A 22,432-nucleotide genomic window follows, 5' to 3' on the forward strand; every position below is an offset into this window, starting at 1 on the left:
TCAGGGGAACAGCTGCGCGTCGCGAAGCAGATGGTCATTACCCCGGCGACGCGTAAAACCGATGCGGTTGAAATATTCCAGGATCTGGATCGCCAGCTTGCGGCCAACGTTCAGCCGGTCGCGGAAATCGGCTGCGCAGGTGGAGCCGCGCGCCTGATCCAGTTCGCGGATCAGGTTAGCAAACGCCACAATGCGATCGTTACGGTAATAACGATCTTTCACGATCGCGACTATCAGCCCCTGCTGCGCCGCATGGCGCAATACCTGGCGCATTACCTGCTCGTCGGTGTTCGTTTCACGCGCCAGATCGCGAACCCACCAGGGTTCATCGCCAAACAGCGAGGCCACTTTTTGCCAGATTGCCTCCTGCTCTGCGGTGAACCCGGCTTTGTGATCCGGCAGATGCAGCCAGCCGTGATGGCTTTTAATCACCCCGCTTTCGCGCATGTTTTCAATCAGCAGCAGCACCAGCGCATCGTCTTCCATCGGCAGCGCCATGCGTCGCAGGCGCTCGCGACCAGGACCGGGTTCATCCTGATGCTGTTCATGGTAAGTGGCGAGCGTGTTCAGGATCTTACGCTGCCAGTTTGCCGCAACCGGCGCATCGAGCAGGCTGTTGCCGGCCTGAATAAAGCCCGGCTGTTGGGTCAGCTGATGCAATCCTTCGCCGCTCAGCTGGCGTGCCCATGCAAAATCACTCAGGCTCACGGCCCCGCGCTCAAGATGCACCCGCAGCGCGGCGTTATCATCCTGAGCCTGTGCAAGCGCAGCCAGCCATTGCAGGTATTCAGGCTTACGCTTGCCGCGTCGCGGCGGGTTCAGCGTCACTACCCGCGCCCCGGCCAGCGTTTCCCGTGCGGAAATGTCCCGCAGTACCAGACGGTCGTTATCCGCCAGCCAGAGCGGCGAATCAAAAACCAGTTCGGCAAGATCGTTTTCCAGCAGGGACACGCGCCCGGTGATATGGCTGGCCGCGTGGTGAATATGCAGCGGCTGCCATTGGGTCAGCGGGACGTTTGTCTGCAGGGAGACGATGACGCGTTCAGACGGCTCCGGCGGGGCGTCGGCCAGCAGCCAGTCGCCGCGGTTAAGCTGCTCTTTTTCCGCATCCCCGGCAATGTTGAGCGCGATCCGCTGCCCGGCGTGGGCGTGCTCCGCAGGCTGATTTTGCGCATGTAAGCCGCGCACGCGCATCGGTTTATTAACGCCCGTCAGCCAGAGGCTATCGCCCACCTTCACTTCACCGCTTAACGCCGTACCGGTGACCACCAGCCCCGCACCTTTGACGGTAAACGCCCGGTCAATCGCCAGACGGAAGCGGTGATGGCTGGCGTGGTCTCGCGACAAAAGCTGCTGCAAATGGTGGCGAAGTTCGCCGATACCGCGCCCTTCTGTCGCTACGGTGACAAAAAGCGGTGCATCGGCAAAACCATATTCCCGTAAGGTCGCCTGCACCGCTTCGCGCACCTCGTTGACGCGCGCGTCGTCAACGCGATCGGCTTTCGTCAGCGCCACGGTCAGCTGCGGGTTGCCTGTCAGCTGGAGGATCGCCAGATGCTCACGGGTTTGCGCCATCACGCCGTCATCGCAGGCCACCACAAGCAGGGCATGATCGATGCCCCCCACGCCCGCCAGCATGTTGGAAAGAAATTTTTCATGCCCCGGAACATCAATAAAGCCCAGCACGCGGCCATCGGGCTGGGGCCAGTAGGCATAGCCCAGATCGATGGTCATGCCGCGCTTTTTCTCTTCCGGCAGACGATCGGCATTTATGCCGGTAATTGCCTGCAGTAACGTGGTTTTTCCGTGGTCGACGTGACCGGCGGTGGCAATAATCATTTCAACAACATCTCCAGAAATCGCTCTTCATCTTCAAGGCAGCGCAGATCCAGCCACATGCGGCCGTCGTAAATCCGTCCGATAACCGGCGTCGGCAGGCTACGCCAGCGCAACGACAGGGCCTCAAGGCGGCTACCGCGCCCGTCACGCGGGGTGAAGGTGAGCGCTTGACTCGGCAGCCTGTCCACCGGCAGCGAACCGCTGCCAATTTGCGACTGACAGGGCTCAATGCGAACGTCAAAATCGGGGTAGTGCGGGGCAACGCGCGGCAGCAGCCGTTCGGCCTGGCCGCGAATCGAGGCGGCATCCCGGCTTAACAGACGCAGCGTGGGCAGGCGGTCAGCCAGTTTCTCCGGGTGGAGATAGAGGCGCAGCGTCGCGTCCAGCGCGGCAAGGGTCATTTTATCGGCGCGCAGGGCGCGCTTGAGCGGGTGCTGCTGCAGCTGCGCAATCAGCTCGCGCTTGCCGACGATAATTCCGGCCTGCGGCCCGCCCAGCAGTTTGTCGCCGGAAAAGCTGACCAGGCTCACGCCCGCCGCAATCATCTCTTGCGGCATCGGCTCTTTAGGCAGCCCGTACTGGCTGAGATCCACCAGCGAACCGCTGCCGAGATCGGCAATCACCGGAATATTCAGCTCGCGCCCAATCGCCGCCAGCTCGGCCTCTTCAACCGTTTTGGTGAAGCCTTCAATATGATAATTGCTGGTGTGGACCTTCATCAGCAGGGCGGTGTTTTCATTCACCGCCGCGCGATAATCTTTCGCATGGGTACGGTTAGTCGTACCCACTTCATGCAGCGTGCAGCCCGCCTGGCGCATCACGTCCGGGATGCGAAACGCTCCGCCAATCTCCACCAGCTCGCCGCGGGACACCACCACCTCTCTGCCGCTCGCGGTCGCCGCCAGCATCAGCAGCACCGCCGCCGCGTTGTTATTCACAATGCAGGCATCTTCCGCACCGGTTAGCTGGCAGAGCAGATCCGCCAGCGCGCGATCGCGATGCCCGCGCCCGGCGCCGTCCAGATCGTACTCCAGCGTCACCGGCGAGCGCATGGCCTGCACGACCGCAGCCACCGCCTCTTCCGCCTGCTGGGCGCGTCCCAGGTTGGTGTGCAGCACGGTCCCCGTCAGGTTGACCACCGGGCGTAACGCGCTTTGCGCCTTCTCACCCAGCCGATGCTCAACTTCCTGCTCCCACGCTGCACACCAGTCGGGCAAGGCGTTTTCGGCCTGGATATGGCCTCGGGCTTCATCCTGAAGCAGACGTAACATCTCCACCGTCGCGGTATGGCCGAAGCGCTCAACGGCAGCGTGAATGCGGGGCTCGCGAAGAAGTCGGTCGGTCGCGGGGATCTGGCTGTACAGCGAATGATGAGTAGTCATGAAAGCGCCTGGCGAGTAAATATCTTCCCCCCTCCCGACGGGAGAGGGAGTTAACATGTTGAGGGATTGTACCGCCTCCGACGCCGAAGTGTTATAACCCGCGTCAAGCCTTTGGCGGTTCGGTGCGGGCAAAGCTCTCGCGGCTAAAGAGCGTTTCTGCGAGTTTCACCAGCAGCGGACGGTCAACGCACCAGCCAGGGGACACCCGACGGAAGTTGAGATAGCCGATGGCGCAGGCGATGGCGATGGTTGCCAGGTCCAGGCTGTCGGTGTGGATCTTGCCCTCCCGGATAAGCTTTTCGCACATATCCAGACTGCGGCTGATTTTTTCCCGCTGGCGCAGCAGCTCGCTTTCTGACTGCTGGGCGGCGGGCCTTGCCTGCTCGCGAACGGAGGTGAGTGCTGCATCCATAATGCCGTCGGCCAGGGCTTCAATTTGCTTCACCGCCAGCGCCGCTTTAGGGTCAGACGGCAGCATTGCCGGGGCAATGCCCAGCTGTTCGATATACTCCGCAATAATGGGGGAATCGAACCAGTAGTCGCCCTCGTCCGTCACCAGCGCCGGAACTTTCCCCAGCGGGTTATACTGCGCGACGCCGTTTTCGGCGTTGTAGGGCTGTTCATTAACGAATTCAAATTCAATCCCTTTCTCCAGCAGGAGAATCGAGATTTTTCGCACGAAGGGACTGGTGTAGCTACCGATGAGTTTCATTGCCTGATCCTTGATGCCGGGAAAAAGTCAGTATGGATCAAGCGATGAAAAAAGGGCAGATATGCGTGTCGCATTCCCGCCCCGGAAGGATTAGTGATCGAGATAGAGGTAGTGCATCCAGCTGGTCATACGCAGCAGCACTTTACGCATCACCGAGACGTGGGCGAAATGATCCGAATAGACCGCCACCTGGGCATAAATACCGTCCGGCAAAGCATCGACGTCGGCGTTAGGCTCCAGTTCAATCAGTGCCTGTACCCCATCCGTCCCCGGCGCAACGGTCAGTGCCTGCAAGGCACCCTGCGCCTGATACGACCCGCCGGGCACTACCGGCAGAACGCTGGTGAGCTTACCGGTGAACACCTGGCCCGGCAGCGCGTTAAATACCACTTCCGCTTCATCGCCCGGCTTCAGACGCAGCAGCGAGTTCTGACGGAACTGGGCCACAATCTGGCGCTTCTGTTCAGGAATGAAGACCATCACCGGGCGCAGCGGCAGCGCGGCGGCATAGGTTCCCGGACGAATCAGCACCTGGGTGATATAGCCATTGCTCGGCGCGCGCACCACGGTCTGATCGAGGTTGTATTTCGCTTCAGCAAGCTGGGCGCGTAACGAGGCAATCTGCGACTGCTCGCCGTTCACCATGCTGTCCAGCTGGCTTTGAATCTGCGTCTGTTCAGCAACGGAGCCTTTCACCATGGCATCCTGCGCCAGATAGTTCTGCCGCGCGTTATCAATATCGCTTTCAGAGAACGGATTCACCTTCGCCTGGCTGCCTTTGAGGTAGCGCTGATAATCTTTATAGAGTCGATCGCGCTCAGCGGAGACGCGTGTCGTATTGGCAACCGCTTCCGAAAGCTGCGCTTTCAGAGTGTCGATATTGTGCGTCGCGGTCACCAGGTCCGCCTTCAGTCTGTCGACGCGCGCCTGATAGCGGCCCGGATCCAGTTTAAATAACACTTCGCCTTTTTTAATGAGCTGGTTATTTTTATCGGTCACTTCAGTAACCACCCCCGTGACCTGCGGCGTAATCGGAATGGAAATTACCGCTTTTTGCGCCGTAAAGGTATACGGATGGTTATAGTTCATTAGCAGAATGAGTCCGGCAACAATAAACACCCCGCCTAACGTCGCGGTAGCAAGCGTCCACTGATTTACCGGAATACGGAATATTTTAAAGATTGCCCAGGCAAATGCCACATAGGTCAGAATAATCAACAGATCCATGATTAGCGCTCCAGCGTGTTTTTATCATCAGAGGGCTGAACCGCTGCCAGCTTGTGTTCTAACTCGGCCACGCGTTTGGCCAGCGCATCCATCCCCGGAACCTCATCAGGCTTAATAATGTGGTTCTGCATGCCCCAGCCGCGATCTTCGCGATACAACGTGGCCCAAATCCACAGGAACGGCCAGATGGCATGGAGCGTAAACAGGCTTATCCAACCTGCCGTATGAATAGCATCGGCATGGGGATGATTACGCTTTTTAGCCATATTATAGGGGATGTCATGGATGGCGATGATTCCGTAAAAAAGAACCAGAAATACAAAAATCAACACGCCCAGCGCGAAATAGTTGAGAAACATAGTCTCCTCACTTAAACAACGTCAACTCATTACATTAATAAAACAGCACGCAGCCTAATTAATTTATTTTTAAATTTAAAAGGCACGCTGATTATTTCAGAGCCGGGGAGTATCGGTTTTTATAATATCTCCACGCAAGTTTATAAGCGTGTCAAAATATATCCTGAATAATAATATACTCAACCTTACATTATGAGCGTAATTCAGGTTTCAACTTTCCGCCATACTACATATGAAAACTGTTTTATTAGCTTTCCGTGTTACTCGAGGCCGTCCTGACGCCGATCGCAGTCGGAGAAATCTGCATAAAAATATTTTGTGAAACCAGTCACAATCCAGAAACAAACACGCAAAAACAAAATGTGATATCAATCACATAAAGAGGTGATTTTTGCTCTATTTTTCGCCATCGTATTTTTTTTACTCGCCTATTTTGTGACTCAGATCACTTCATTCAGCGCCACACCCCCTACATTTACGTGACATACATCACACAAAATTCCGCTATCTGGACAGTTGAACGATTCAGTGCCAGATTTCACAGCATCAGAACAGGGTCCGGCTACCTCTGCCGCCTCATTAACAATAAACCTCGGGCCGCAAGCCTAAGCGTAAACAGAAGAAGGGGTGTTTTATGTCATCCGATTTCAAGATCAAAGTTCAAAGCTTTGGTCGTTTCCTCAGCAACATGGTGATGCCAAATATCGGCGCGTTTATCGCGTGGGGTATTATCACCGCATTGTTCATTCCGACAGGGTGGTTGCCTAACGAAACGCTGGCGAAACTTGTTGGCCCAATGATTACCTATCTCCTGCCGCTGCTCATCGGTTATACCGGTGGTCGTCTGGTGGGCGGTGACCGTGGTGGCGTCGTGGGTGCCATCACAACCATGGGCGTGATCGTCGGTGCGGATATGCCGATGTTCCTCGGTGCGATGATTGCCGGTCCTCTGGGCGGCTGGGCGATTAAGAAATTCGACGTCTGGGTTGATGGCAAGATCAAGTCCGGCTTCGAAATGCTGGTGAACAACTTCTCTGCGGGCATCATCGGGATGATCCTCGCGATTTTGGCGTTCCTCGGCATTGGTCCGGCTGTTGAAGTGCTGTCCAAACTGCTGGCGGCGGGCGTTAACTTCATGGTGGCGCACGACATGCTGCCGCTGGCGTCTATCTTCGTTGAACCGGCGAAAATCCTGTTCCTGAACAACGCCATTAACCACGGTATCTTCTCGCCGCTGGGTATTCAGCAGTCTCACGATCTCGGCAAGTCCATCTTCTTCCTGATTGAAGCGAACCCGGGTCCGGGTATGGGCGTTCTGCTGGCGTACATGTTCTTTGGTCGCGGCAGCGCGAAGCAGTCTGCTGGCGGCGCGGCTATCATCCACTTCCTGGGCGGTATCCACGAAATTTACTTCCCGTACGTGCTGATGAACCCACGTCTGATCCTGGCCGTTATCCTCGGCGGTATGACTGGTGTGTTCACCCTGAGCGTGCTGGGCGGCGGTCTGGTCTCCCCTGCTTCTCCAGGCTCTATCCTGGCGGTGCTGGCGATGACGCCGAAAGGCGCATACTTCGCGAACATCGCGGCGATCTGTGCGGCGATGGCGGTCTCCTTCGTGGTCTCTTCTATCCTGCTGAAAACCAGCAAGGTGAAAGAAGACGACGATATCGAAGCGGCAACCCGTCGTATGCACGACATGAAAGCCGAATCCAAAGGTGCGACCCCGCTGGCGGCTGGCGATGTTTCTAACGACCTGAGCCACGTGCGTAAAATCATCGTTGCCTGCGACGCCGGTATGGGTTCCAGCGCAATGGGTGCCGGCGTGCTGCGTAAGAAAGTGCAGGATGCGGGCCTGACCAACATCTCCGTAACCAACAGCGCGATTAACAACCTGCCGCCGGACGTAGACCTGGTTATCACGCACCGCGATCTGACCGAGCGCGCTATGCGTCAGGTACCGCAGGCACAGCACATCTCGCTGACCAACTTCCTGGACAGCGGCCTGTACACCAGCCTGACCGAACGTCTGGTTGCCGCGCAGCGCCACGAAGACAACGAAGTGAAAGTGCGCACCAGCCTGCAGGACAGCTTTGACGAGAGCAACGCTCACCTGTTTAAGCTGGGCGCGGAGAACATCTTCCTCGGCCGTACCGCGAGCACCAAAGAAGAGGCGATTCGCTTTGCCGGTGAACAGTTGGTGAAGGGCGGCTACGTTCAGCCAGAATACGTTGACGCGATGCTGGAACGTGAAAAACTGACGCCAACCTACCTGGGTGAATCCATCGCGGTTCCGCACGGTACGGTTGAAGCGAAAGACCGCGTGCTGAAAACCGGCGTGGTGTTCTGTCAGTATCCTGACGGCGTGCGCTTCGGTGAAGAAGAGGACGACATCGCCCGTCTGGTGATTGGTATCGCCGCTCGCAACAACGAGCATATTCAGGTGATTACCAGCCTGACCAACGCGCTGGATGATGAGTCCGTCATCGAGCGCCTGGCACAAACTGAAAGCGTTGAAGAAGTTCTGGCCCTGCTCAACAAATAGCAGCGCCTCTTCCCTCTCCCCTTCGGGGAGAGGGCTAGGGTGAGGGGGAAACGTTCCTCACCCCAGCCCTCTCGGGTAAAAACATTGATGAAGGTTAACACTATGAAAGCATTACATTTTGGCGCAGGTAATATCGGTCGTGGCTTTATCGGTAAACTGCTGGCAGACGCGGGCATTACCCTGACATTCGCCGATGTGAATCAGGTGGTTCTGGATGCCCTGAATGCCCGTCATAGCTATCAGGTTCATGTGGTGGGTGAAAACGAACAGGTTGAAACCGTCTCTGGCGTCAACGCGGTCAGCAGCATCGGCGACGACGTGATTGACCTGATCGCCAGCGTTGATCTGGTGACCACCGCCGTGGGTCCGGTGGTGCTTGAACGTATTGCTCCTGCTGTCGCGAAAGGCCTGACGAAGCGTAAAGCACAGGGCATTGAAACACCGCTGAACATCATCGCCTGTGAAAACATGGTGCGCGGCACCACGCAGCTGAAAGGCCACGTTATGGCGGCCGTGGCTGAGGAAGATAAAGCCTGGGTTGAAGCGCACGTCGGGTTTGTGGATTCCGCTGTAGACCGCATCGTTCCGCCGTCCGAATCCGCCACCAACGATCCGCTGGAAGTCACTGTTGAAACCTTCAGCGAGTGGATCGTCGATAAAACTCAGTTCAAGGGCGCGCTGCCGACCATTCCGGGAATGGAACTCACTGATAACCTGATGGCATTTGTCGAACGCAAACTCTTCACGCTGAACACCGGGCATGCTATAACCGCGTACCTCGGAAAGTTGGCCGGTCATCAGACCATTCGCGACGCGATCCTCGATGAGAAGATCCGCGCGGTGGTAAAAGGGGCAATGGAAGAGAGCGGCGCGGTGCTGATCAAACGCTACGGTTTTGATGCTGATAAACACGCAGCATACATCCAGAAAATCCTCGGTCGTTTTGAAAACCCGTATCTGAAAGATGACGTTGAGCGCGTGGGCCGTCAGCCGCTGCGTAAGCTGAGCGCGGGCGACCGCCTGATTAAGCCGCTGCTGGGCACGCTGGAATACGGTCTGCCGCACGCCAACCTGGTGAAAGGAATTGCTGCCGCGATGCACTACCGCAGCGAGCAGGACCCGCAGGCGATTGAGCTGGCTCAGCTGATTGATGACAAAGGCGCGCAGGCTGCGCTGGCGCAGATTTCCGGTCTGGACGCCAGCAGCGACGTGGTTGCGGAGGCGGTTAACGCATACAACGCAACCAAATGATGCAGAATCCGGCGCAGGTAAGCCTGCGCCCGAATAACAGATTGTCAGATATGCAGGCAATAATGGAACAAACCCAGGCCTTTGAAAATCGTGTGCTTGAGCGTCTGAATGCTGGCAAAACCGTACGAAGTTTCCTGATTGCCGCCGTCGAGCTGTTAACCGAGGCGGTGAACATTCTGGTGCTTCAGGTGTTTCGCAAAGACGACTACGCGGTAAAGTACGCTGTAGAACCGTTACTGGACGGAGACGGACCGCTGGGCGATCTGTCGGTGCGTCTGAAGCTGATTTATGGTCTTGGCGTGCTCAACCGCCAGGAGTATGAAGACGCTGAACTGTTAATGGCGCTGCGCGAAGAGCTCAATCATGACGGTAATGAGTACACTTTTACCGATGATGAAATCCTGGGGCCGTTCGGCGAGCTGCACTGCGTCACCGCCCTGCCTCCTGCTCCCCATTTTGATAACAGCGACCCTGAACTGTACGCGATGCAAAAGCTGCGCTATCAACAGGTTGTCCGTTCCACGATGGTCCTCTCCCTGACTGAGCTGATTTCTAAAATCAGCTTAAAAAAAGCGTTTCAGAAGTAAGCCCGTTCACATTGGTGTATCCTTCCCTGTAATTCCCCCGATTTAGAGTCAATTGTCATGAAAGAAGTCGAAAAGAACGAAATTAAACGCCTGAGCGACCGTCTGGATCTGATCCGTCACCAGATGGCTGGCCTGTCTCTGGTTGATTCCGCCGAGAAATATGCCGAGCTGGAAAAAGAGTCCGCGAAGCTGGAAGCGGAAATCGAGCGCCTGCGCGAAGTGAAAGGCCAGAAGCTGAGCAAAGAAGCGCAGAAGCTGATGAACATGCCGCACCGCCGCGCAATCACCAAAAAAGAGCAGGCCGACATGGGCAAGCTGAAGAAAAGCGTCCGTGGTCTGGTGGTGGTACACCCGATGACTGAGCTTGGCCGCGAAATGGGCCTGAAAGAGATGACGGGCTTTTGTAAGACCGCATTCTGATTTCATGCCGGGTGGCGCTGCGCTTACCCGGCCTACTCTTTTCCCCTTCGCGTGAATTGGTCCAACCAATAACGCAATCAATCCTCCCCCGGTTCACAATTCCATTATTTGCGCTCACAAAACCATTGCCACTCCATAACATCTGGTTAACCATTCATTGTCATTAACCCTACAACACAATATTGGCAGGACCACTTTTACACAGTTTGTGACGCAGAGTTGAGCGGAGACTCACCCGCAGCACAGGCTGTCTGGTCCCCAGGAGACCTGCATGAGCCTCTGGCAACAAAACTACGACCCGGCCGGCAATATCTGGCTGTCGAGCCTGATCGCATCGCTACCGATCCTGTTCTTCTTCTTTGCGCTGATTAAGCTCAAGCTGAAGGGCTACCTCGCCGCGACGTATACCGTTGCCATCGCCCTGCTGGTGGCGCTGTTCTTCTACAAGATGCCGGTCGATCGCGCGCTGGCCTCCGTTGTCTACGGTTTCTTCTACGGCCTGTGGCCGATTGCGTGGATCATCATCGCCGCGGTCTTTGTCTATAAAATCTCGGTAAAGACCGGGCAGTTCGACATCATTCGTTCGTCGATTCTCTCCATCACCCCGGACCAGCGCTTGCAGATGCTGATTGTCGGCTTCTCCTTCGGGGCGTTCCTTGAAGGCGCGGCAGGATTCGGCGCACCGGTGGCGATCACCGCCGCGCTGCTGGTCGGGTTGGGCTTTAACCCGCTCTACGCCGCTGGCCTGTGCCTGATTGTGAACACCGCACCGGTGGCGTTTGGCGCGATGGGGATTCCGATTCTGGTGGCCGGACAGGTGACCGGGCTGGACAGCTTTGAGATCGGCCAGATGGTTGGCCGCCAGCTGCCGTTCCTGACCATTATCGTGCTGTTCTGGATCATGGCGATTATGGACGGCTGGCGCGGCGTGAAGGAGACCTGGCCTGCGGTGATGGTGGCAGGCGGCTCGTTCGCGATTGCCCAGTACCTCAGCTCGAACTTCCTTGGCCCGGAGCTGCCGGACATCATCTCTTCCCTGGTGTCGCTGGTCTGTCTGACGCTGTTCCTGAAACGCTGGCAGCCGGTACGTATCTTCCGCTTTGCCGACATGGGTGCGTCGCATGTGGATCAGACCCTCGCCCGCACGGGCTATACCGCAGGACAGATCGTCCGCGCGTGGTCGCCGTTCCTGTTCCTGACCGCTACCGTGACGCTGTGGAGCATACCGCCGTTTAAAGCGCTGTTCGCTCCCGGCGGCGCGCTGTACGACATGGTGATTAACATCTCCGTGCCGTTCCTCGACAAGATGGTTGCCCGTATGCCGCCGGTCGTGCACGACGCCACCCCGTATGCGGCAGTGTTTAAGTTTGACTGGTTCTCCGCCACCGGTACGGCCATCCTGTTTGCGGCACTCCTTTCCGTGGTGTGGCTGCGCATGAAGCCTGCCGCCGCGGTACAGACTTTTGCGGCAACGATTAAAGAGCTGATGCTGCCGATCTACTCCATCGGCATGGTGCTGGCGTTCGCGTTTATCTCGAACTACTCCGGCCTGTCATCGACGCTGGCGTTAGCGCTGGCCCACACCGGACACGCGTTCACCTTCTTCTCGCCGTTCCTCGGCTGGCTGGGGGTGTTCCTGACGGGTTCAGATACCTCGTCTAACGCCCTGTTTGCCGCCCTGCAGGCGACGGCTGCGCAGCAGATTGGCGTGTCGGACGTGCTGCTGGTCGCCGCGAACACCACCGGCGGCGTGACCGGCAAAATGATCTCCCCGCAGTCCATCGCCATTGCCTGTGCGGCGGTGGGACTGGTGGGCAAAGAGTCGGACCTGTTCCGCTTTACCGTGAAACACAGCCTGATATTCACCTGCATGGTGGGCGTGATCACCACCCTGCAGGCCTATGTCTTAACCTGGATGATCCCATGATAGTGATGCCCAGACGCCTGTCCGACGAGATTGCCTCTCGCGTGCGGGCGCTGATTGAAGAACAACAGCTGGAAGCGGGCATGAAATTGCCCGCCGAGCGCCAGCTTGCCGCCCGGCTTGGCGTATCGCGTAACTCACTTCGCGAGGCGCTGGCGACGCTGGTCAGCGAAGGCGTACTGGTGAGCCGTCGCGGCGGCGGTACTTTTGTGCGCTGGCAGCATGACGACTGGTCCGAGCAAAACATCGTTCAGCCGCTAAAGACGCTGCTGGAAAACGACCCGGACTACAGCTTCGACATTCTTGAAGCGCGTCACGCCATCGAAACCAGTACCGCATGGCACGCAGCGATGCGGGCAACCGAAGCCGACAAAGAGAAGCTCAAAACCTGCTTCGAAGCCACGCTAAGCAGCGACCCGGACATCGCCTCCCAGGCGGACGTGCGTTTCCATCTGGCAATCACCGAGGCGTCGCACAACGTGGTGCTGCTCCAGACCATGCGCGGGTTCTTCGACCTGCTGCAATCCTCCGTGAAGCAGAGCCGCCAGCGCATGTATCTGGTCCCGCCGGTCTTTGCCCAACTGACCGAACAGCACGAGGCGGTGCTCAACGCCATTCTGGCTGGCGATGCCGAAGCCGCGCGCAAGGCGATGATGGCGCATCTCGGCTTCGTGCACACCACCATTAAACGATTTGATGAAGACCAGGCCCGACAGGCGCGTATTACCCGTCTGCCTGGCGAAAGTGATATTTCCAGGGAGAACAAAGCATGATTATTTCAGCAGCCAGTGACTACCGCGCCGCGGCGCAGCGCATTTTGCCCCCGTTCCTGTTCCACTACATCGACGGTGGGGCGTATGCCGAATACACCCTGCGCCGCAACGTGGAGGATCTGTCAGAAGTGGCCCTGCGCCAGCGCGTGCTGAAGAATATGTCTGACCTGAGCCTTGAGACGAAGCTGTTTAACGAAACGCTCTCCATGCCCGTCGCGCTCGCGCCCGTCGGCTTATGCGGCATGTACGCCCGCCGGGGCGAAGTGCAGGCCGCCGCCGCAGCGGATGCCAAAGGCATTCCGTTTACCCTGTCTACCGTATCCGTCTGCCCGATTGAAGAGGTCGCGCCGACCCTCAAGCGCCCGATGTGGTTCCAGCTGTACGTCCTGCGCGATCGCGGCTTTATGCGTAACGCGCTGGAGCGCGCCAAAGCGGCGGGCTGCTCAACGCTGGTCTTTACCGTTGATATGCCGACCCCCGGCGCGCGCTACCGCGATGCCCACTCCGGCATGAGCGGCCCGAACGCCGCGATGCGCCGCTACTGGCAGGCGGTTACGCATCCACAGTGGGCGTGGGATGTGGGTCTGAACGGCCGTCCGCACGATCTGGGGAATATCTCGGCCTATCTCGGTAAACCGACCGGGCTGGAGGACTATATCGGCTGGCTGGCGAACAACTTCGATCCGTCGATCTCGTGGAAAGACCTGGAGTGGATCCGCGAATTCTGGGATGGCCCGATGGTGATCAAAGGGATCCTCGATCCGGAAGATGCCCGCGACGCGGTGCGTTTTGGCGCGGATGGAATTGTGGTCTCTAACCACGGCGGACGCCAGCTCGACGGGGTGCTCTCCTCCGCACGAGCCCTGCCGGCCATTGCCGATGCGGTGAAAGGCGATATTGCCATTCTGGCCGACAGCGGGATCCGCAACGGGCTGGACGTGGTGCGCATGATTGCGCTGGGTGCCGACAGCGTGCTGCTGGGCCGCGCATATCTTTACGCCCTGGCCACCAGCGGCCAGGCGGGCGTGGCAAATCTGCTGAACCTGATCGAGAAAGAGATGAAGGTGGCGATGACCCTGACCGGCGCGAAGTCGATCAGTGAAATCAGCAAGGATTCGCTGGTGCAGGAGTTGAGCAAACTACCGGCGGCACTGGCTCCGCTGTCACATGGCGACGCGGCCTGATCCTCTCCCGTTACCCCACCTTTTCCATGCGTCCGATTTCCCCCTCGGGCGCTTTTTTTGCCGAAAATAACACCTGCGTAACATTCTGGATAAGAAAATTTGACACATCCCTCCCGTTCGCAATTGTATAGACAAGCAAATACAAGAACACAATAACAACATCACATCAGAGGGGAGCGTATGACCTATTCAGGTAAGGTGGATATTCAGCAGGTGATCGACGAGAGTCCTTTTTCAGGGTTTCACTGGCTTCTTATCGTGCTGGGCTTTCTGGTTCTGGCGATCGATGGTTTTGATACGGCAGCGATGGGCTACATCGCGCCTACGCTGTCGGCGGAGTGGGGAATACATAAAGAGGATCTGGGGCCGGTGCTGAGTGCGGCGCTGCTGGGGCTGTCGCTTGGAGCCCTTATTGCAGGTCCGGTATCGGACCGGATGGGACGCAAGCGCGTGCTGGTCTTCTCGTGCCTGTTCTTCGGCCTGGCGAGCCTGGGGACGGCCTGGGCGCAAAGCCTGAATACCCTAACGCTGTGGCGCTTTCTGACGGGTCTCGGGCTCGGCGCCGCCATGCCAAACGCCATCACGCTGATCTCAGAGTTCGCCCCCCAGCGCTGCCGCGCCATGGCGATTAATACCATGTACTGCGGCTTCCCTTTGGGCGCTGCGGGCGGCGGCGCGATCTCTTCCTGGCTTATTCCCCACCACGGTTGGCGAAGCGTGCTGTTGACCGGCGCGATTGCGCCGCTGATTTTAACCGTGCTGCTGGCGCTGCTGCTGCCGGAATCGGTGAAGTTTCTGGTGCAGCGCGGGAAAGACGTCGCGCAGGTTCGCCGCATTGCCAGCCGGTTCAGCCGCAGCACGCTGGAGAGCGTTACGGGCTTTTTCCTGGCGGAAGAGAAAGCCGCGTCTAAAAAAGGAAGCGTGGGGCAGCTGTTTTCCATGCCCTGGCTACCCGGCACCCTGATGCTGTGGGTGACTTATTTTATGGGGCTGGTGATTTACTACGTCCTGCTTAGCTGGATGCCGACGCTGATGCAGGGGATGGGTTATGCCCTGGCGGAATCCGCCTGGCTCACCTCGCTGTTTACCTTCGGCGGCACCGCAGGCATTCTGCTCGCGGGCTGGATGATGGACCGCTGGGAAGCGCACAAGGTGGTCGCAGGTGGTTTTGTGCTGACGATGGGCCTGATTCTTTTGCTTGGCCTTGAGCATAACCATATCGCCCTGTTTGGCGGGCTGATTTTCCTGATGGGGATCGCGATGAACGGCGCGCAGTCGGGCATGCAAACCCTGGCCGCCACCTTTTACCCTACCGAGTGCCGCGCGACGGGTATCGCCTGGATGCAGGGCATCGGTCGCTTTGGCGGCGTGGCGGGAACCATGACCAGCGCCCAGCTTCTTTCCCTGCAGTGGCAGGCAGACAGTATTTTAATGATCCTCAGCGTGCCCGCTCTGGTGGCCGCGACGGCAACCGTCTACAAAATGCTGTACAGCCGCTCTCAGGAACCCGGCGTCGCGTAGTTCCTCTCTTTTCTGCTATTCTGCCCCCGCAATTAAGGGGGCAGCATGCTTAACATCGTTTTATTCGAACCAGAAATTCCGCCGAACACCGGCAATATCATCCGCCTGTGCGCCAACACCGGTTTTCGTCTGCACATCATCGAGCCGATGGGCTTTACGTGGGACGACAAACGCCTGCGCCGCGCGGGGCTGGATTACCATGAATTTACCGCCGTGGTTCGCCATCACGATTACGCCGCGTTTCTGGAAGCAGAGAAGCCGCAGCGCATGTTCGCCCTGACCACCAAAGGCACGCCAGCGCACAGCGCCGTGAGCTATCAGGAGGGTGACTATCTGATGTTTGGCCCGGAAACCCGCGGCCTGCCGGCCACGATCCTGGATGCCCTGCCCGCTGAGCAGAAAATCCGTATTCCGATGATGCCGGACAGCCGCAGCATGAACCTGTCGAACGCGGTGTCGGTGGTGGTGTATGAGGCCTGGCGCCAGCTGGGTTACCCGGGCGCCATTCTCAGAAGTTAAATGCCGTCACCATACTCGAAGGTATGGTGAATGCCGTTGAAGTGCTGATCCATATCCATCGACGGCTTATCGCTGTCTGGCTTACCAACGATGCGCGCCGGTACGCCAGCGGCGGTGGTGTGCGGTGGCACGGGCTGGAGCACAACCGACCCCGCGCCAATCTTCGCGCCGCGTCCGACTTCGATATTGCCGAGGATTTTAGCCCCCGCGCCAATCATCACCCCTTCACGAATTTTCGGGTGGCGATCGCCGCTGGTTTTCCCGGTACCGCCCAGGGTAACGGATTGCAGGATCGAGACGTCGTCTTCAATCACCGCCGTTTCCCCGACAACGATCCCGGTGGCGTGGTCGAGCATGATCCCGCGGCCAATCTTCGCCGCCGGGTGAATATCAACCTGAAACGTCACGGAAACCTGGTTTTGCAGGAAGATCGCCAGCGCGCGGCGGCCTTCATTCCACAGCCAGTGGCCAATGCGGTACGCCTGCAGCGCGTGGAAGCCTTTCAGGTAGAGAAGCGGCGTAGAGTATTTATCGACCGCCGGGTCACGGGTGCGCACGGCCTGGATATCACAGGCGGCAGACGCAATCATTTCCGGGTCAGCGGCGTAAGCCTCTTCCACCACCTCACGAATCGCAATCGCGGGCATGATCGAGGACGCCAGCTTGTTGGCGAGCATATAGCTCAGCGCGCTGCCGAGGTTTTCGTGCTTAAGTAGCGTTGCGTGGTAGAAACTGGCCAGCATAGGCTCACAGTCGGCCAGCGCCCGGGCTTCGGCTTTAATGTTATTCCAGACGATATCCAGTTCTTCACACGGCATTGCTTACTCCAGACGATAGTTAATGACCAGCCAGTTCTGCGCTGGCTGGGTCATTCAGGTGACAACGGTTCCGACTAGTTACTGCTGCGCTCGTCCTTGCGCGCACGACCTAATAGGGTCAATGCTGCCTCGCGCGCATTTTTTCCGCAATACAATACCTGATAAATTTCCTCGGTTATTGGCATTTCGACACCAAACCGGTGCGCCAACTCGCGGACTTCTTTGGTATTGCGGTAGCCTTCCACCACCTGTCCAATCTTCTCCTGCGCGCTTTTTACATCGCTGCCCTGTCCGAGCATCATGCCAAAGCGGCGGTTACGAGACTGGTTATCGGTACAGGTCAGCACCAGATCCCCCAGACCCGCCATACCCATAAAGGTGGCCGGATCGGCACCCAGCGCTTCGCCCAGACGGGACATCTCGGTTAAGCCGCGGGTAATCAACGCCGTACGCGCGTTGGCGCCAAAGCCAATACCGTCAGACATCCCGGCCCCGATGGCAATCACGTTCTTCACCGCGCCACCCAACTGCACGCCGATAAAATCGGGGTTGCTGTAGACGCGGAAGCTCTTGCCGCAGTGCAGCAATTGCTGGAGATCGTCGGAGAAAGCCTGATCGGTGGATGCCAGCGAGATCGCCGTCGGCAGGCCCGCAGCCAGCTCTTTGGCAAAGGTCGGCCCGGAGATGACCGCCAGCGGGATCTCATCCCCCAGCGCTTCGCGGGCAACGTCCTGCAGCAGACGTCCGGTTTCCGCTTCCAGCCCTTTGGTCGCCCAGACGATACGCGCATCCGGGCGCATCAGCGGCTTGATCTGATTCAGCACGTCGCCAAAGACATGGCTTGGCACCACAATCAAAATGTTGCGGCTGGCCGCCAGCGCGGTTGCAAGATCGCTTTCCAGGTGCAGGGTGTCAGGGAACGGAACGTCCGGGAGAAACGCCACATTGCAACGGTCGCGCTGCAGCGTGGCGATATGTTTTGGATCGTGGCCCCACAGGACCACGTCGTGACCATTTCTTGCCAGCGTGATGGCAAGAGCGGTGCCGTATGAGCCGGCACCGATCACAGTCATTGACGCATTAACAGTGCTCATCAGGCATCCTGATGTTGTTCGGCACCTTCGCCAGCCTGCTGCTGCAGATAGTTCATGAACAGCGCATCAAAGTTCACTGGCGCAAGGTTCAGTTGCGGGAATGTACCGCGAGAAACCAGGCTGGTGATGCATTCACGGGCATACGGGAACAGGATGTTCGGGCAGTATGCACCCAGGCAATGCGCCATCTGGTTGCCTTCGATGCCGCCGATGGAGAAGATACCGCCCTGCTGTACTTCGCACAGGAATGCAGTTTCTTCGCCCAGAGAGGCGGTCACGGTCACACGCAGTACGACTTCATACACGTCATCCGCCAGCTGGGTGGATGCGGTATCCAGATCAAGTTTAACCTCTGGCTGCCAGTCTTTCTGGAAAACGTGCGGCGCATTTGGCGCTTCGAAAGAGACATCCTTGGTGTAGATACGCTGGATCTGGAAAGTCATTTCGGTGTTGTTTTGTTCTGACATGGAAATACCCTTTTTAATTGTCCTAAAGTCTCTTAGCTCAGCAGCGGATCGAGTCCACCACGGGCGTCGAGCGCATACAAGTCATCACAGCCGCCAATGTGCTGCGCATCAATAAAAATCTGCGGAACCGTCGTACGACCACTACGTTGGATCATCTCTTCGCGTTTGATCGCGTCACCGTCGATCGGCAGTTCCTGGTACGTGACGCCTTTGCTGCTCAGCAGCGCTTTCGCACGGTGGCAGAACGGGCACGTCGCTTTGGTGTAGATCTCAATATTGGCCATGACTGAACTCCTTATTTACCGCGAACCAAAGGAAGATTTTCCCCGCTCCAGCCGGAAATCCCTTCTTTCAGTACCGTTACGTTTTCGAAGCCCGCTTTGTAAAGCGCGCTGGCAGATTCCTGCGCCTGCATACCGGTCGCATCCACAACGATAATGGGCTGGGCTTTGTGTTTCTCAAGCTCACCAACGTTGTTGGCTTTGATTTCAGCTGGCAACAGGTTGATTGCGCCGGCAATGTGACCTTTACGGAAATCGTCACGCTGACGCAGATCGACAACGACGGCATCTTCTTTGTTAATCAGACGCGTCGCTTCACCACGGGTGATAACCTTAATCTTAGACGTCAGGCTCTTAAATGTGGTGAACAGCACAGCAGCCAGCAGGCCAATCCACGCGATGCTCAGTACCGGATGGCGGCTAACGAATTGCATAATTTCTTGCATGGAGGGTAACTACTCCCGACTAAGTGATAAAAAAACCAGGACAGGAGTATACCTGTGCGTTCTGGCAAATACAGCCAGCGACCATAACCTAATCCATTTTCTGCGGCATGCCACCTAAAAAAATGCCTCAAAATGGTCCGGTCAGCATCTTGCCCCCGCGTTTTCTTTGATCTTCTGCGGCTATTTGATCGATTCAGCTGTAGTAAAATTACGCAAATTTTGACTCTTGAGCATGAGGTTGTTGCAATGTCGGTTTCTAAAAAACCTATGGTACTGGTGATTCTGGATGGCTATGGCTACCGTGAAGATAGCCAGGATAACGCTATTTTCAACGCAAAAACCCCGGTCATGGATGCACTGTGGGCAAAACGTCCGCATACCCTGATTGACGCATCCGGTCTGGAAGTGGGCCTGCCGGATCGCCAGATGGGCAACTCCGAAGTTGGCCACGTTAACCTCGGCGCGGGTCGTATTGTGTATCAGGATCTGACCCGTCTGGACGTCGAAATCAAAGAACGCACCTTCTTCGCTAACCCGATTCTCTGCGGTGCGGTAGATAAAGCCGTTGCGGCAGGTAAAGCGGTGCACATCATGGGTCTGCTCTCCGCAGGCGGCGTGCACAGCCACGAGGATCACATCATGGCGATGGTTGAACTGGCCGCTGAACGCGGTGCGGAAAAAATCTACCTGCACGCCTTCCTGGACGGTCGTGACACGCCACCGCGCAGCGCAGAAGGGTCCCTGAAAGCTTTCGAAGACAAATTCGCTGCGCTGGGCAAAGGCCGCGTGGCCTCCATCATTGGCCGTTACTACGCTATGGACCGCGACAACCGCTGGGATCGCGTTGAACAGGCCTATGACCTGATGACTCTGGCAAAAGGGGAATTCCAGTTCCCGACCGCGGTTGAAGCGCTGGAAGCCGCTTACGCGCGTGATGAAAACGATGAATTCGTGAAAGCGAGCGTGATCCGCGCTGAAGGCCAGGCCGATGCCGCAATGGAAGATGGCGACGCGCTGATCTTTATGAACTTCCGCGCTGACCGCGCGCGCGAAATCACCCGTGCGTTCGTCAACAGCGACTTCGACGGTTTTGCCCGTAAGAAAGTGGTGAACATTAACTTCATCCAGCTGACCGAATACGCGGCAGATATCAACGCGCCGTGCGCGTACCCACCAGCCTCGCTGGCTAACACCTTCGGCGAGTGGATGGCGAAGAACGACAAAACGCAGCTGCGTATTTCCGAAACGGAAAAATACGCTCACGTGACCTTCTTCTTTAACGGCGGCGTTGAAGAGCCGTTCAAAGGCGAAGAGCGCATTCTGATCAACTCGCCGAAAGTCGCGACTTACGATCTGCAGCCAGAGATGAGCTCTGCGGAATTGACTGAAAAACTGGTCGCGGCCATCGAAAGCGGCAAGTACGACACCATCATCTGTAACTACCCGAACGGCGACATGGTCGGCCATACCGGCGTAATGGAAGCGGCAGTGAAGGCGGTTGAAGCGCTGGACCACTGCGTTGAGCAGGTTGCGAAAGCGGTTGAGTCCGTTGGCGGCCAGCTGCTGATCACCGCTGACCACGGTAATGCCGAGCAGATGCGTGACCCGGCAACCGGTCAGGCGCACACCGCCCATACCAACCTGCCTGTTCCGCTGATTTATGTGGGTGATAAATCACTGAAAGCAGTAGAAGGCGGCAAGCTTTCCGACATCGCGCCAACCATGTTGTCGCTGATGGGTATGCCGATCCCTGAAGAGATGACTGGTAAGCCGCTGTTCATCGTGGAATAATCGCTCCCCATGAGGGGAAAGGCGATTTTTTCAATCACATGGGTCGTGAAGCCGCTTAGGCTATCAGTCAGACCTCTGCTTTGCGCCAGCGCACTCAGCGCTGGCGTATTGCTGTGCGCCGCATCCGCCCACGCGGATGACCGCGACCAGCTGAAATCCATTCAGGCCGATATCGCCGCCAAAGAGCGTGCGGTACGCCAGCAGCAACAGCAGCGCGCCACCCTGCTCGCCCAGCTTAAGCAGCAGGAAGAGGCCATCTCCGCTGCCGCACGTAAACTCCGTGAAACGCAAAACACCCTCACCCAGTTGAACAAACAGATCGACGAGATGAATGCGTCGATTGCCAAACTGGAGCGCCAGCGTGATGCGCAGGAGCGCAACCTCGCAGCACAGTTGGATGCCGCATTCCGCCAGGGTGAGCATACCGGACTCCAGCTGATCCTCAGCGGTGAAGAGAGCCAGCGCGGCCAGCGTCTGCAGGCCTATTTCGGCTATCTGAACCAGGCGCGTCAGGAGACCATTGCACAGCTGAAGCAGACGCGTGAAGAGGTTTCCACCCAAAAAGCGGAGCTGGAAGAGAAGCAGAGCCAGCAGCAGACGTTGCTCTACGAACAAAAAGCGCAGCAGGCGAAACTTGAGCAGGCCCGTAACGAACGCAAGAAAACGCTGTCCGGTCTTGAGTCCTCCATTCAGGCAGGACAGAGCCAGCTGAGCGAAATGCGCGCCAACGAATCAAAACTGCGTAACAGCATTGCCCGTGCGGAAGCCGCAGCGAAGGCGCGCGCCGAAAAAGAGGCCCGCGAGGCGCAGGCGGTTCGCGACAAGCAGCAGGAAGCCTCCCGCAAAGGGACCACCTACAAGCCAAGCGAAAGCGAACGCTCCCTGATGTCGCGTACCGGCGGTCTGGGTTCCCCGCGCGGTCAGGCCTACTGGCCCGTTCGCGGCACTATTCTTCATCGCTATGGCGAACAGCTGCAGGGTGAGCTACGTTGGAAAGGGATCGTTATCGGTGCGTCTGAAGGTAGCGAAGTGAAAGCCATCGCCGATGGCCGCGTGATCCTGGCCGACTGGCTGCAGGGTTACGGGCTGGTGGTGGTGGTCGAGCATGGTAAAGGCGACATGAGTCTTTACGGCTACAACCAGAGCGCGCTGGTCAGCGTCGGCACCCAGGTGCGCGCCGGCCAACCCATCGCCCTTGTGGGCAGCAGTGGCGGTCAGGGCCGCCCGTCACTCTATTTCGAAATTCGTCGTCAGGGTCAGGCGGTCAATCCACAGCCGTGGTTGGGAAGATAAGT

At 57.7% G+C, this 22,432-nt stretch carries 21 protein-coding genes; 11 read left to right on the forward strand and 10 right to left on the reverse strand.

All coding sequences use genetic code 11. From position 1 onward, the window contains the following. From selB to IM294_RS14040, 5 genes are all read right to left on the reverse strand, one after another. Positions 1–1,839, reverse strand: coding sequence for a selenocysteine-specific translation elongation factor (gene selB, locus IM294_RS14020; RefSeq protein ID WP_126818406.1), 1,839 nt, complete (start codon positions 1,837–1,839; stop codon positions 1–3). Further along, positions 1,836–3,221 carry an L-seryl-tRNA(Sec) selenium transferase gene (gene selA / locus IM294_RS14025; protein ID WP_126818405.1) on the reverse strand — a complete coding sequence of 462 codons (1,386 nt, stop codon included), beginning with the start codon at positions 3,219–3,221 and terminating at the stop codon, positions 1,836–1,838. The genes selB and selA overlap by 4 nt, the downstream gene beginning before the upstream one ends. A 103-nt stretch (positions 3,222–3,324) precedes the next feature. Next, entirely contained in the window at positions 3,325–3,933 is a 609-nt protein-coding gene (locus tag IM294_RS14030; RefSeq protein ID WP_126818404.1) for a glutathione S-transferase, read from the reverse strand. Between the two features lie 90 nt (positions 3,934–4,023). Then, a complete protein-coding gene (locus IM294_RS14035) occupies positions 4,024–5,160 on the reverse strand; it encodes an HlyD family secretion protein (protein WP_028015049.1) in 1,137 nt (378 codons plus the stop codon). Positions 5,161–5,162: 2 nt separating this feature from the next. Continuing rightward, positions 5,163–5,519 carry a DUF3302 domain-containing protein gene (locus IM294_RS14040; protein ID WP_126818403.1) on the reverse strand — a complete coding sequence of 119 codons (357 nt, stop codon included), beginning with the start codon at positions 5,517–5,519 and terminating at the stop codon, positions 5,163–5,165. 634 nt (positions 5,520–6,153) lie between these two features. Here IM294_RS14040 and IM294_RS14045 point away from each other — a divergent pair. The 9 genes from IM294_RS14045 to trmL all read left to right on the forward strand — a co-directional run bounded on the left by IM294_RS14045 (position 6,154) and on the right by trmL (position 16,240). Beyond that, the gene (locus tag IM294_RS14045; protein WP_028015047.1) at positions 6,154–8,061 is read left to right on the forward strand and encodes a PTS mannitol transporter subunit IICBA; all 1,908 of its coding nucleotides are present in this window, start codon (positions 6,154–6,156) and stop codon (positions 8,059–8,061) included. Between the two features lie 102 nt (positions 8,062–8,163). Beyond that, positions 8,164–9,312: a mannitol-1-phosphate 5-dehydrogenase gene (mtlD, locus tag IM294_RS14050; RefSeq protein WP_126818402.1), complete on the forward strand. Its 1,149-nt coding sequence runs from the start codon at positions 8,164–8,166 to the stop codon at positions 9,310–9,312. Further along, on the forward strand, positions 9,309–9,899 hold the full coding sequence (gene mtlR / locus IM294_RS14055; RefSeq protein WP_028015045.1) for a mannitol operon repressor MtlR: 591 nt from the start codon (positions 9,309–9,311) through the stop codon (positions 9,897–9,899). Before mtlD ends, mtlR begins: the two co-directional genes overlap by 4 nt. A 57-nt stretch (positions 9,900–9,956) precedes the next feature. After that, positions 9,957–10,319, forward strand: coding sequence for a YibL family ribosome-associated protein (locus IM294_RS14060; RefSeq protein ID WP_028015044.1), 363 nt, complete (start codon positions 9,957–9,959; stop codon positions 10,317–10,319). A 271-nt stretch (positions 10,320–10,590) separates the two neighbouring features. Further along, positions 10,591–12,246: an L-lactate permease gene (lldP, locus tag IM294_RS14065; protein ID WP_045630254.1), complete on the forward strand. Its 1,656-nt coding sequence runs from the start codon at positions 10,591–10,593 to the stop codon at positions 12,244–12,246. Beyond that, the gene (gene lldR / locus IM294_RS14070) at positions 12,243–13,016 is read left to right on the forward strand and encodes a transcriptional regulator LldR (RefSeq protein WP_126818401.1); all 774 of its coding nucleotides are present in this window, start codon (positions 12,243–12,245) and stop codon (positions 13,014–13,016) included. Before lldP ends, lldR begins: the two co-directional genes overlap by 4 nt. After that, positions 13,013–14,200 carry an FMN-dependent L-lactate dehydrogenase LldD gene (gene lldD / locus IM294_RS14075; RefSeq protein ID WP_063865875.1) on the forward strand — a complete coding sequence of 396 codons (1,188 nt, stop codon included), beginning with the start codon at positions 13,013–13,015 and terminating at the stop codon, positions 14,198–14,200. Before lldR ends, lldD begins: the two co-directional genes overlap by 4 nt. Positions 14,201–14,380: 180 nt before the next feature. Next, positions 14,381–15,721 carry an aromatic acid/H+ symport family MFS transporter gene (locus tag IM294_RS14080; protein WP_126818400.1) on the forward strand — a complete coding sequence of 447 codons (1,341 nt, stop codon included), beginning with the start codon at positions 14,381–14,383 and terminating at the stop codon, positions 15,719–15,721. 45 nt (positions 15,722–15,766) lie between these two features. Continuing rightward, a complete protein-coding gene (gene trmL / locus IM294_RS14085; RefSeq protein WP_028015039.1) occupies positions 15,767–16,240 on the forward strand; it encodes a tRNA (uridine(34)/cytosine(34)/5-carboxymethylaminomethyluridine(34)-2'-O)-methyltransferase TrmL in 474 nt (157 codons plus the stop codon). Here trmL and cysE read toward each other — a convergent pair. The 5 genes from cysE to IM294_RS14110 all read right to left on the reverse strand — a co-directional run bounded on the left by cysE (position 16,237) and on the right by IM294_RS14110 (position 19,346). Next, a complete protein-coding gene (gene cysE / locus IM294_RS14090) occupies positions 16,237–17,058 on the reverse strand; it encodes a serine O-acetyltransferase (RefSeq protein ID WP_008502718.1) in 822 nt (273 codons plus the stop codon). The genes trmL and cysE overlap by 4 nt on opposite strands. A 74-nt stretch (positions 17,059–17,132) precedes the next feature. Then, positions 17,133–18,152, reverse strand: coding sequence for an NAD(P)H-dependent glycerol-3-phosphate dehydrogenase (gpsA, locus tag IM294_RS14095; protein ID WP_045630251.1), 1,020 nt, complete (start codon positions 18,150–18,152; stop codon positions 17,133–17,135). Next, positions 18,152–18,619, reverse strand: coding sequence for a protein-export chaperone SecB (gene secB, locus IM294_RS14100; protein ID WP_003860835.1), 468 nt, complete (start codon positions 18,617–18,619; stop codon positions 18,152–18,154). The genes gpsA and secB overlap by 1 nt, the downstream gene beginning before the upstream one ends. A gap of 32 nt (positions 18,620–18,651) precedes the next feature. Beyond that, the gene (gene grxC, locus IM294_RS14105) at positions 18,652–18,903 is read right to left on the reverse strand and encodes a glutaredoxin 3 (protein WP_045630250.1); all 252 of its coding nucleotides are present in this window, start codon (positions 18,901–18,903) and stop codon (positions 18,652–18,654) included. Positions 18,904–18,914: 11 nt separating this feature from the next. Beyond that, complete coding sequence (locus tag IM294_RS14110; protein WP_014882007.1) at positions 18,915–19,346, reverse strand: rhodanese-like domain-containing protein; 432 nt, start codon at positions 19,344–19,346, stop codon at positions 18,915–18,917. Positions 19,347–19,592: 246 nt separating this feature from the next. Here IM294_RS14110 and gpmM point away from each other — a divergent pair, with 246 nt between their 5' ends. Next, entirely contained in the window at positions 19,593–21,137 is a 1,545-nt protein-coding gene (gene gpmM, locus IM294_RS14115) for a 2,3-bisphosphoglycerate-independent phosphoglycerate mutase (protein WP_048960283.1), read from the forward strand. A gap of 33 nt (positions 21,138–21,170) precedes the next feature. Next, on the forward strand, positions 21,171–22,430 hold the full coding sequence (envC, locus tag IM294_RS14120) for a murein hydrolase activator EnvC (protein ID WP_231940812.1): 1,260 nt from the start codon (positions 21,171–21,173) through the stop codon (positions 22,428–22,430). Positions 22,431–22,432 lie beyond the last annotated feature (2 nt).

Source organism: Enterobacter cloacae complex sp. P43RS (genome assembly GCF_014930585.1).
Lineage (GTDB): Bacteria > Pseudomonadota > Gammaproteobacteria > Enterobacterales > Enterobacteriaceae > Enterobacter > Enterobacter bugandensis.

Bases quoted from the DNA above. Each gene is read 5' to 3' on its own strand.
- grxC (WP_045630250.1), bottom strand. From the start codon at position 18,903: ATGGCCAATATTGAGATCTACACCAAAGCGACGTGCCCGTTCTGCCAC.
- gpsA (WP_045630251.1), bottom strand. From the start codon at position 18,152: ATGAGCACTGTTAATGCGTCAATGACTGTGATCGGTGCCGGCTCATAC.
- mtlR (WP_028015045.1), top strand. From the start codon at position 9,309: ATGATGCAGAATCCGGCGCAGGTAAGCCTGCGCCCGAATAACAGATTG.
- mtlD (WP_126818402.1), top strand. From the start codon at position 8,164: ATGAAAGCATTACATTTTGGCGCAGGTAATATCGGTCGTGGCTTTATC.
- IM294_RS14080 (WP_126818400.1), top strand. From the start codon at position 14,381: ATGACCTATTCAGGTAAGGTGGATATTCAGCAGGTGATCGACGAGAGT.
- selB (WP_126818406.1), bottom strand. From the start codon at position 1,839: ATGATTATTGCCACCGCCGGTCACGTCGACCACGGAAAAACCACGTTA.
- secB (WP_003860835.1), bottom strand. From the start codon at position 18,619: ATGTCAGAACAAAACAACACCGAAATGACTTTCCAGATCCAGCGTATC.
- IM294_RS14060 (WP_028015044.1), top strand. From the start codon at position 9,957: ATGAAAGAAGTCGAAAAGAACGAAATTAAACGCCTGAGCGACCGTCTG.
- lldP (WP_045630254.1), top strand. From the start codon at position 10,591: ATGAGCCTCTGGCAACAAAACTACGACCCGGCCGGCAATATCTGGCTG.
- IM294_RS14030 (WP_126818404.1), bottom strand. From the start codon at position 3,933: ATGAAACTCATCGGTAGCTACACCAGTCCCTTCGTGCGAAAAATCTCG.
- selA (WP_126818405.1), bottom strand. From the start codon at position 3,221: ATGACTACTCATCATTCGCTGTACAGCCAGATCCCCGCGACCGACCGA.
- lldR (WP_126818401.1), top strand. From the start codon at position 12,243: ATGATAGTGATGCCCAGACGCCTGTCCGACGAGATTGCCTCTCGCGTG.
- IM294_RS14110 (WP_014882007.1), bottom strand. From the start codon at position 19,346: ATGCAAGAAATTATGCAATTCGTTAGCCGCCATCCGGTACTGAGCATC.
- IM294_RS14040 (WP_126818403.1), bottom strand. From the start codon at position 5,519: ATGTTTCTCAACTATTTCGCGCTGGGCGTGTTGATTTTTGTATTTCTG.
- IM294_RS14045 (WP_028015047.1), top strand. From the start codon at position 6,154: ATGTCATCCGATTTCAAGATCAAAGTTCAAAGCTTTGGTCGTTTCCTC.
- cysE (WP_008502718.1), bottom strand. From the start codon at position 17,058: ATGCCGTGTGAAGAACTGGATATCGTCTGGAATAACATTAAAGCCGAA.
- IM294_RS14035 (WP_028015049.1), bottom strand. From the start codon at position 5,160: ATGGATCTGTTGATTATTCTGACCTATGTGGCATTTGCCTGGGCAATC.
- trmL (WP_028015039.1), top strand. From the start codon at position 15,767: ATGCTTAACATCGTTTTATTCGAACCAGAAATTCCGCCGAACACCGGC.
- lldD (WP_063865875.1), top strand. From the start codon at position 13,013: ATGATTATTTCAGCAGCCAGTGACTACCGCGCCGCGGCGCAGCGCATT.
- gpmM (WP_048960283.1), top strand. From the start codon at position 19,593: ATGTCGGTTTCTAAAAAACCTATGGTACTGGTGATTCTGGATGGCTAT.